At 36.8% G+C, this 9,293-nt stretch carries 11 protein-coding genes and 1 pseudogene; 7 read left to right on the plus strand and 5 right to left on the minus strand.

From position 1 onward, the window contains the following. Positions 1-185 precede the first annotated feature (185 nt). Positions 186-467, plus strand: a complete 282-nt coding sequence (locus V7659_RS24705; protein ID WP_335542766.1) for a hypothetical protein — start codon at positions 186-188, stop codon at positions 465-467. 212 nt (positions 468-679) lie between these two features. After that, on the plus strand, positions 680-1,927 hold the full coding sequence (locus V7659_RS24710; protein WP_335542767.1) for a LysM peptidoglycan-binding domain-containing protein: 1,248 nt from the start codon (positions 680-682) through the stop codon (positions 1,925-1,927). Positions 1,928-2,362: 435 nt separating this feature from the next. Here the strand turns inward: V7659_RS24710 and V7659_RS24715 are convergent, their stop codons facing one another. From V7659_RS24715 to V7659_RS24725, 3 genes are read right to left on the minus strand one after another with little or no spacing between them, the layout of a single operon-like run. Further along, entirely contained in the window at positions 2,363-2,950 is a 588-nt protein-coding gene (locus V7659_RS24715; RefSeq protein ID WP_335542768.1) for a hypothetical protein, read from the minus strand. Positions 2,951-2,954: 4 nt separating this feature from the next. Then, positions 2,955-3,599 carry a PspA/IM30 family protein gene (locus V7659_RS24720; protein ID WP_335542769.1) on the minus strand — a complete coding sequence of 215 codons (645 nt, stop codon included), beginning with the start codon at positions 3,597-3,599 and terminating at the stop codon, positions 2,955-2,957. Between the two features lies 1 nt (position 3,600). Further along, positions 3,601-4,110 carry a hypothetical protein gene (locus V7659_RS24725; RefSeq protein ID WP_335542770.1) on the minus strand — a complete coding sequence of 170 codons (510 nt, stop codon included), beginning with the start codon at positions 4,108-4,110 and terminating at the stop codon, positions 3,601-3,603. Between the two features lie 202 nt (positions 4,111-4,312). On the opposite strand from V7659_RS24725, the pseudogene V7659_RS24730 reads away from it, so the two are divergent. Both V7659_RS24730 and V7659_RS24735 read left to right on the plus strand, forming a co-directional pair. Next, positions 4,313-4,877: pseudogene (locus tag V7659_RS24730) on the plus strand (nucleotidyltransferase family protein). Positions 4,878-5,018: 141 nt separating this feature from the next. After that, positions 5,019-5,486, plus strand: coding sequence for a hypothetical protein (locus V7659_RS24735; protein WP_335542771.1), 468 nt, complete (start codon positions 5,019-5,021; stop codon positions 5,484-5,486). A gap of 337 nt (positions 5,487-5,823) precedes the next feature. Here the strand turns inward: V7659_RS24735 and V7659_RS24740 are convergent, their stop codons facing one another. Both V7659_RS24740 and V7659_RS24745 read right to left on the minus strand, forming a co-directional pair. Beyond that, positions 5,824-6,321, minus strand: a complete 498-nt coding sequence (locus V7659_RS24740; protein WP_335542772.1) for a phosphatase PAP2 family protein — start codon at positions 6,319-6,321, stop codon at positions 5,824-5,826. 2 nt (positions 6,322-6,323) lie between these two features. After that, positions 6,324-7,112, minus strand: coding sequence for an alpha/beta fold hydrolase (locus V7659_RS24745; protein ID WP_335542773.1), 789 nt, complete (start codon positions 7,110-7,112; stop codon positions 6,324-6,326). A 358-nt stretch (positions 7,113-7,470) separates the two neighbouring features. Here V7659_RS24745 and merR point away from each other — a divergent pair, with 358 nt between their 5' ends. From merR to V7659_RS24760, 3 genes are all read left to right on the plus strand, one after another. Beyond that, positions 7,471-7,872, plus strand: a complete 402-nt coding sequence (merR, locus tag V7659_RS24750) for an Hg(II)-responsive transcriptional regulator (RefSeq protein WP_335542774.1) — start codon at positions 7,471-7,473, stop codon at positions 7,870-7,872. A 41-nt stretch (positions 7,873-7,913) separates the two neighbouring features. Next, positions 7,914-8,096, plus strand: a complete 183-nt coding sequence (locus V7659_RS24755; RefSeq protein ID WP_335542775.1) for a hypothetical protein — start codon at positions 7,914-7,916, stop codon at positions 8,094-8,096. A gap of 103 nt (positions 8,097-8,199) precedes the next feature. Further along, positions 8,200-8,670: an NUDIX domain-containing protein gene (locus tag V7659_RS24760; RefSeq protein ID WP_335542776.1), complete on the plus strand. Its 471-nt coding sequence runs from the start codon at positions 8,200-8,202 to the stop codon at positions 8,668-8,670. Positions 8,671-9,293 lie beyond the last annotated feature (623 nt).

Genomic DNA, 9,293 nt, shown 5'->3' on the forward strand with positions numbered 1-9,293 from the left:
ATTTTTTATATTTAAAAAATACTATAATATGATTATTCCAATCGGTCAAGTCGGAATTATAAAAAATAGAAAAGCCACCGGAACGCCCTTAAGATGATTGATGTAAAAGGATACCTATTAGGAGTATAACTTTAGATGTTGTATGATAAAAATCATAATGAAAAGTTATATCAGGAGGTGAAGTCATGTTAAATGAAGAGTATGAACTATTGTTAAAGAAATCTATTGAGGTAGCACCAGAATGGTTAAAAAATGATGTCGAAAGCATTATGCGGAAGGAGCCACATGCTGGCGTTAGCTACGTGATTGCAGAATTGCATCACACCTATACATTTAGCATCAGACATATCTTATCGGCAAGCCATCTTTCTGGTGAATGGTCCCAGGTTTCAAGAGAACGACTGAACTTCATTGATAATAATATTGATATAATTGTTGCTCTTTACCATAGAGCAAAGAATAGTTAACCATATGAAAATCACATGCGTGAACCGATATTCCTATCGGTTCTTTTTATTTTTAGTCCAAAATTTTCATATACCGCTAAAATATGGTCAAAAAATGCTGGATGTTGTCGAATCTTACAGAGGGGGGTAAATGGTCATGGGCCGCATTTAGTGTTAGACACAGGATCTTCCCGTAAAGACAGCAAAAAGAGGGAATAGGAGAAATAGTAAATATGACGAATGATTTATTTGTGAATGGTGAATTAGCTCGGAACAGGAAAGAGACTCATGGAAAAAGCAAGCAAACAAAAAGTGCACCAGAGTTCACTTCGAGGATGGAAAAACGTGAATATGAGCAAAGAATCAGCTATTTTGATATTCGCAATGTATTAGATATCAAAGGATTCCTAAAAGATATTCGTGCAAATTGGAATACATATGTGTCACAGGTTAACCAAATGATTCAAAATAGCCCAGTAAAGAAACTAGTTGTGACGGGGATTTTTACCATTGTCCTCAGCCTTTTTTCAAGCACAGCTAATGCGGCGTTTATTCAGGAATATACATATCAGGTAAAAAGCGGCGAAAAAATCGAAGCGATTGCGGCGGCACATGGAGTCACCGTACAAGAAATTTTAGAGGCCAATGGTCTGACTTCCATTAACGGGAAAAAAATTCTTTTACCAAAAGTACATTATAGAACGGTGAATGCCACAACCCTAAATGTTCGGACAAATCCGACGACAAAAAGTAGTATCATAGGAGTCTATAAAAAAGGGGAAGTAGTGAAGGTTTCCTTCGTCGAAAACGGTTGGGCAGGCATTCTGATCAAAGGAAGAGTTTGTTTTGTGAGTGCTAGTTATCTTACCACACCAGGTGAAACGACGAAGCCAGCTATCACTCAATCCAAAACGATGTATGTAACTGCGACAACATTAAGAGTGAGAGACACTGCCACTGCGAATGGTGCGGTAATAGGTACATTAAAATTAAACGATCATGTGTCGGTGAAATCGTCTAGTAAAGGGTGGGCTCAGATTCAATTCAACGGCAAAGCGGCCTTTGTCAGTGAAACCTACTTAACTATGAACAAACCAGCAACAACAAAACCAAGTTCATCCATGTATGTGATTAAGCCCGGTGATACGTTTATGAAAATCAGTAAAGCCTTACAAATCCCAGTCCCAACCATTCAGGAGCTAAATCCAACCGTTGATCCAGTAAAGTTGAAAATCGGGCAAAAAATAAACATCCCTGCCAATAGTGAAGCGGCCACTACGAATCAAATAAAGGTATCAGCGCAACTTCAAGCCATTGACACTAATGGAACATTTCGTTTTAGTACGGCTAATGGAAACACGTATACTGCCCAAGCATCAGGAAGGTTGATAAGGGAATTAGTAGAACATTTTGGGCAAAAAGTTTCTTTAACCCTTGAGGGGAAACGGGGTCAGCAAATGACTTTACTTTCTCTTCAGTAAAAAAAGTTAGCCTCATATATTTAGCATTCTCTAGAGGATTGTTGTTTTCTTAGATTCGCTGATTAAACTCAAAAATTCGCCGATTGAACTAAGAAATCCGCTGATTGAACTAAGAAATTCGCCGATTGAGCCAGTAAATTCGCTGATAGAATCCGAAAATTGACTCATTAAACGTCATAATTCGCTCAATAGACTGGTTAGGTCCTTAAAAAAATCATGAGATTATTGTTTAAGAGGTAGATATACACAGAAATGAAGCTTTGATGGGATTGTTTTTAATCTTAGACCCTGAATTTGTCATAAGTAATTTCAAATTGAAACAACTTTTAATTAATTTCCATGAAATGTAATACGGAGGATAATAAAAAGGCTGCCGAAAGTTTTTCGACAGCCGGAAGACCTCTATATAGCACTATTTCGGCCCTTTTAGATTCACTATGCCTGTAATTTCTCCATTCTCTTAAAAGCTTGTTCCCAATCATCAACAGGACTGGACCCTTTACCGGGTGTCGGATGTTTTCGTGGTTCTACTGATCCCTTCTTCGAATGGACTCTACCACTCATCCAATATTTTTTACCCATCCAATAAACAAGCGTGCCAGCGATCATGATCGGTAAGAGGGGAAGAAAGCCGATGAAGCTAAGACAATAGCCTAACCATTTTTTCTTGCCAAACTTACGAAGGTACCAGCCTGCTAGTAAAGCAGCGAGTGTGAAAGCAGCGAATAAAATACTGAACAACACGAACTCATCAGCACCTATCCCTATAAGTGTGCTCAAGGGTGACACCATTGCCGCTACAATGCCTGGTACGTAACCTTGTCCCTGCTCAATCATAAAAGTTTTCAGATTGGTCCCCAAGTTTTTCATCAAATCAGTACCTTGGTTGATTATGTCCTGAATAAAGGCTTGGGTTACTCCACCAGGTTTGACATATTGAAAGCCAAGAAATACAACAACACCTAAAACAATAGCCCCAAGCAGCCAACGCCAACCTTTCCTCTTCTTTTTCGATTCCTTCATGATGTTACTTACTTTCCTTTAGCAGGGCCAATTCACGTTCTACCGCTTCCTGTATTTCCAAGTTTACAGATGGGGCAGAAGGGATAAAGTAGGAAGCGGCCAACGCCTGTGCCTCTAATTGCTGAACATAATCTTCTGCACGGTTGAACCCTTTAAAGGCATTGTCCGTATTGAAGGACGCGATTGTTGCTTGCAACTGCTCTTGCACTTTTGCTGCATGTGCACGTGAGAGGAGCACAAGACGCCTGTTTGCTAATTCGTTGTATCTTTCCAGTAATACATCAATTTGATCCCGTAGTGCAGACGTCTGTTGTTTCATTGCCGCATACTGCTCTGCATAGAGCTTCAGCTTGGCCTCCTCTTTCAACTTTTCTTGAAGAGCAATCCTTGCGATGGTGTCCTCACCGTTTGCGACAGCAAGCTCTGCTTGGCGAGTACGTTTCGCAACCAAAACTTGCGCCTCTGCCACCAGCGGTCCATGGCGTTTTTCTAAGTACAACTGCTGCCCTAATGCATCCTTCGCCTTATCGACCTGCTCGTCCAATTCACGCATATATTGATTCATTAAACGGATTGGATCTTCTACCTTATCCAAAACTTCATGTATATCTGCCATCACAATTGTTTTTACTCGATTAAAAATACCCATTTTACTTTTCCTCCTTAGAAAGATTCTTTTCCCATGTATCCAAAATATGTGAGTTGTTGTTTACCACAGGTGCCGTGTAGCCGATTGGGCTGAACTCCTTTGGTTTAGATGAGCCAACTTTCTTAAACAACCAGTAAGCACCCGCACCAATCGCTAGTATCGGAAGGGCTGCCTTTAAAGCTGTGACAAGGCCAACACCGATTAATCCGTAACCAGCCCACTTTTTCCATACTTTATCTCCGGCATGTCTGCGAAGGGAGATACCAAGGAGTGCAATACCCGCACCGATAAGGGTTCTTGTCCAACCAAAGTCAAATCCAAATCCATGCCTGCCTCCAGGTCCCATCATGCCAGGACCTCGACCGCCTTGCATCATCCCTTGGCCGGAACCTGCCTGCATCATGTCATGGCCACCGAAGTGACCAAAGTGGCCAAACCCCGTAAGTAGATGTGAACCTGCCCAAATCGTAGCTGCTCCAACTGGAAGCCAAAATAACCATTTTTTCTTCATTTTAAAATTCCTCCCAAACTGTAATTTATGATTTATCATTTGTTGTTTTCTTGTTTACAAGAATGATTATGCCTAACGAGCCTTAACTTTTTCTTAACACAAAATAAAAGTTTTGATCGCTAGCGAAGCAGATTGGGAAGGATTAGCATCGTAGGTTAAAGAATATTGAAAGGAATACATATATGGGGAGTCAGTTTAGGTGATGGATGAAGAAAGAATTACGATGCTTATTAAAGAAGATCAATGGATGATGGATATATTGAAATGTGCAAAAATCATTAGATTTACCGGATTGGTGGATTTGTGCTGGTTTTGTTCGTTCGAAAATATGGGATACTTTACACCATTTTGAGGAAAGAACGCCGATCCCAGATATTGATATCATATATTTTGATCCTACTACTATTGATAAATTAGAGGAAAAGAGACTGGAAGAAAGACTCAAATCCTTGAACCCTACCATTCAATGGTCTGTAAAAAATGAAGCTAGAATGCACATGAAAAGCAATGTGGCGCCCTATACATCCTCTGTTGATGCAATATCCAAATTTCCGGAAACAGCGACAGCTTTAGGAGTGAAATTGGATGAAGAGGACCATGTAATCCTAACAGCTCCATGGGGCATTGATGATGTCGTAAATTTAGTGGTAAAGCCGACGCCTTTGTTTACAGAGACGAAAGAAAGAGTAGAAATCTACGAAAATCGCATCACAAAAAGGAATTGGAAATCGATTTGGGGTAAATTAGAGGTTTTTCATAGTACGTAATTCCAAAGCGAATGGTAATAAGATACACCATATTTTTATAAGGATTAATGAGTAATATAGGAGAGATTGTGAAGGATTATATTTAGCTATCGGGGCAGTTTAATTCAATAATGATAAAAAATGCTAGGATAGGTGACAAAAATGAAATTATATTTATTACAGCCAGAAGTAGCAGGTGAGCTTGGCGAAAATACTACTATTCTGGACGATACATATCAAAATGGAGTAGAAAAAATATCTCATCTACACTATGAATTTTACGGTTGGTTGGGAGATGAATTACTAGAATCGACTCCTTGTTTTATTGTTACCGAAGAACTTGCACACGCTATTTTGACCAGTCCATTAAAAGGTTATTTGTTGGATGAAGTTGAGATAACTCTTTCAGATGAATTTAAAGAACTTTATCCAAACGAAACCCTTCCAAATTTTAAACGGCTAATACCACTTGGCAAGGTTTTTGTTGAAGAAAATAATTACCTTGATTGGTTACAAGAGGACTTTTGTTTGTCTCAAAATTTATACCTTGTCGTATCTACAACTGCATTCGAAGTATTAAAAAAACATCAATTAAATTATTGTGATGTATTTGAACTCAATAAAGATTAAATATTTTGTCTTAAGCTAACGGGTACTTGAGTTAAAGATTGAGGGTTGCTACGCAACTCTTTTCTTATTGTACTAAAGGGCAGGATAGTTGCAAAAGGAATATCATTAAACTTGGGAGACGATACTTTTAAAAGAGGTGAATAATTATGACTATCCTGTTTACTGCTGTTTGGCTTGGAATAACAATATCTTTTGGTTTACTTAAACCGATTATTACGGCTGATAATACTAGAATCAGTATGATAATTATTGCTTTACTAATTGCTATATTTAACGGATACATTGGACTGAAATTTTAACAGAATCCAATTGTGGTTAGAAAAGCGAAACGTCAGCTCTATTTTCTTTTTGAAATTTTTAATAATTTATGAATGACCGTACTTGTAAAAGAACCTAAAACTGCACTTCCTGCAATATCAGAGGGATAATGGTGTCCTACCCAAATTCGTGACAATCCCGTTAAAACCGAAAACCCAAACAGAATGGAACCAACGATGCGCTGATAAAAGAGGACTATTGTTGTAACGGCAAAAGTTAGTAAAGTATGTTTACTTGGAAAGGAAGAATCGAATTTAGAGGGAATAAGTATATGTGCTCTCCTATCGATAAATGGACGTGGCTTAAAATAAAATAACTTAGTTATAAAATGCATGAATAACGTAATCACCATAGACACTACTGCTTCATTAAATACATTCCTTTTTCTAAAAAGCAGAATCACTAAAATAAACAAGAAAACAAATTTGACCTTGTTGGAAATAAGTATCATTAATTTATCGATAACCAAATAACGTCCGGAAAGTAAATTTATTACACGAAATAGTTTGGCATCCAAGCTTATTCACCCCGTTTGCTAGATTGTTTCTCGATAAATTGATAAATAACTTTATTCAATTCACTTGCTGCTTTTGTTGGAAGCTGATGTTTAATGCCTTCAACAAAGGTTATTTCGTTTTGAGGAAGTTTACTATGTAATTGTTGTGCATAACCCAAAAATGGTTTATCCTTTTCGCCATAGATGAGGGAAATTGGCATATTGATTTTTTCAAGGTGATTCGAACTCTTATAGTCCAAACTGTAATCATAGTATTGCAAGATGTTTCTTGCATCTCCTTTTTTAGCTTCTAGTAACATCTTTTCGAATAACTCTTCTGTATCTGAATTGCTTTTTGATATTGACCAAGCCAAAGCAGGCAATGCTCCAATCTTTACAAGGTTTTTAGCAAGAAGTATTCTGTTTTTTAGACGCCAGTCACTAACCTCAGACATTCCACTAATAATGATTCCACCTAAAATACGCCCCGTTGATGTTGATAACAAAAATTCCAATAGGATAGATGCCCCTGCTGAATAGCCACATAAAAAGGCTTGTTTAATGTCTAGATGGTTCATTAGTTTTTTTATATCCTCTACGATGAGTGGATAGGTAACGGGTTTGATTGAAAAAGGACTCCTTCCATGTCCACGTATATCAAAGGTAATGACCTGAAAATAACTGGATAGTTCTTCTTCCTGATATATGAAGTTTGTGGAAGTTAGAACAGGCGGATGAATAAAAATGATAGGAATCCCTTTTCCTTTAACAGAGTAGTAAAGGCTACTTTCATCAAGTTCGAGGATTGGCATTATATCACCTCAAATTAATAAAACCGTGCTTTCATTTATTATTTGGCATTTTTGTTGAATCATACAAAAAAAGCTTGGTCTTCCAAACTTTTTTACAACCCAAATTCCCACTCTTCCCTTAGAATGTGAAATGCTCCTTGTTTAGAAAGCTCGCTCCTTTCCGAAAGAGGTAATTTAGAAAGATTGTGAAACATTCTACTTAAAGTAACGGGGTGCAAGAGTTGAAGAAAGGGATTGCTGCGGCGATCCTTTTTTGGTTATTCCGCTAACGGAGCAGGTTAGTTCAATAAAAAATAATAAAATGACTTTACCCTGTACTATGGTACAGGGTTTATTATTGGTATGAGGTGAATTAGTTATGTATCGGATTAGTGAGCTTGCTGAACAGTGCGGTATCAATAAAGAAACAATAAGATATTACGAAAGAGTTGGTTTGCTTAAATATTCTCCTCGAACGAATGCTGGATATAGGATGTATACAGAAGAAAGTGTCAATCGTATAAAATTTATCAAAAGGATTCAAGAGCTGGGGTTTACTTTAGCTGAAATTTTTAAATTACTTGGAGTTGTAGATAAGGACGATGAACGATGCAATGATATGTATAGCTTTGTTGTCGGTAAAATTGTAGAAGTACAAAAGAAAATTTGGGATTTAAAAAGAATTGAACAAATGCTGTTAAATTTAAAGGAATGTTGCACAGACGATAAAGCTTTATACGAATGCCCCATTATTGAAACACTAACGATTGAAATAAAATAAATGACAGAAATGGAGGTTTTTATATGGTCATATAATCGAATATGTCACCTGAAGCAATTATTAAAGTTTGGGGAGAAACGGCAGATGTTTTGAAAAAATATAATGTACCACTTACAAAAGAAACTTTAGAAACAGTTGTTAAAAGTGAGATTTTACCTTCGCTACTACAAGAATTAAATTTGGTTGTTGGAAGTTCCACTACTACATGTATTGAAGGTGGCTGACAAATGCCAACTAAAAAGGAGTAGGTTACTCCTTGAATACATATTTCAATCAAGGAAAAAGTTACGGTCACTTTAATAAAGAATTTTATCATCGGAGGTATTTATGGGTTATTGTGAGGATATGAGAGAAGTGATTGGAAATTCACCGCTAATAATTGTTCGACCAAGTGTAGCTATTATTAATGATTTTGGAGAAATATTATTAAGTAGGTATTCAGGTGCCACTTGGGGCGTTCCAGGTGGAATATTGCAGTTAAATGAGTCAGTTGAAGAGTGTATTACACGAAATGTCTTAGAAGAAATAGGCATAAAGATAAATGCTTTAAATTTATTTGGTGTCTATTCAGGCAAGGAATTAATAAATCGTGTAGAGGAAAGTGGAGATGAGTATCAAACGATTGCGATTGGCTATTTATGTACCGAGTACGAAGGAGAAATAACAACTGATAGCAATCAAGGAAAAGAAGCACAATTTTTTGGATCCAATCAATTACCAGAAGAAATCGACTCTTTTATTAAAAACAAGTTAGTAGGGTTAAAGGGTCAACTTGAAAAAATAAACCCCTCTTATTAAACAAACGGGTAGCTGTACTTCAATAAGGAGTAAGGCTTTTTTCTTGTTCAACTAAAGGAGTAGGTTAATGCAAGAAGGAATATCCCAATGGTGTGTTGAACTATTGTTCTAGCCATTCAGTGTTTGGTAGGAGCAGGAACTTAAGATAAGCGATGAGCTAAAGATTTTTTTCACTAACTTGTACTTTTATTACAGACGTGATTGTTTAGGGAGCTTGAAAAAAGATATAAGGAAAAAGGTCTGAGCCTTAACCCGATCAGAGCGTTCTTCATTGTAACGGGATAGCCTTTGAATAGTTGCGGTTATTTCTTGTAAATAAATAATGTTCATTTTTATTCGAAAAAATACGAACTTCCCTAAAGTATATAATTATGCTGCAATTTAGTTAGAGTATGATGCTTTTAAAAACTTTATTGATGTTTAAACTTTTTTGCAAAAAGAAGTTGACTTACATGCAGATTATTTGTTATATTATTATTCGTCGCTGAGGCGGCAAAGTTAATTTTAAAAAAAGAAATTGACTTCTACGAGGCGAAGTGTTAAAATTAATTTCGCTGTCGCTAATTAAAGTGATGTATTGTTCTTTGAAAACTAAACAAACAAAATCGTGCAAACAAACAATA

It is taken from the genome of Neobacillus drentensis, from assembly GCF_036966985.1.
GTDB lineage: Bacteria > Bacillota > Bacilli > Bacillales > Cytobacillaceae > Neobacillus > Neobacillus drentensis_E.